The 311-nt window shown below is 62.4% G+C and carries 1 pseudogene; it reads right to left on the bottom strand.

The window, feature by feature from the left end:
* Nucleotides 1-311 (bottom strand): annotated as a pseudogene (locus P0D80_RS51530) (IS701 family transposase); the annotation flags it as partial.

Raw genomic sequence — 311 nt, 5'->3', positions numbered from 1 at the left:
CCGATGGAAAGCTTGTTGGTGTTGCCGCTCAGCGGCACCAGGCGTGAGCGGATGGCGACGACACCGCGTGCCAGTACGACGCCGAGCGTCACCCAGCACTGCGCGTTGACGTAACGAGGGCGATTGGGCTTGCGGCTGTGTTCGTGACGAATCCCCACTCCCGGCGCGCTGTCGGACCAGCGCAACAGCAACGTATCGTCGAGGACGAACGTGAGGGTGTCATGGGGAGAAAACTGCATCACCAGTCGCAGCAACTGGTTGGCCAGGGCCTGGGTCTTGAGCGAGCCGCGCTCAAGCAGCTTGAAATATGT

This window comes from Paraburkholderia sp. RL17-373-BIF-A, assembly GCF_046030175.1.
Classification (GTDB): domain Bacteria; phylum Pseudomonadota; class Gammaproteobacteria; order Burkholderiales; family Burkholderiaceae; genus Paraburkholderia.
This window is presented reverse-complemented; position numbering and strand designations above follow the sequence as displayed.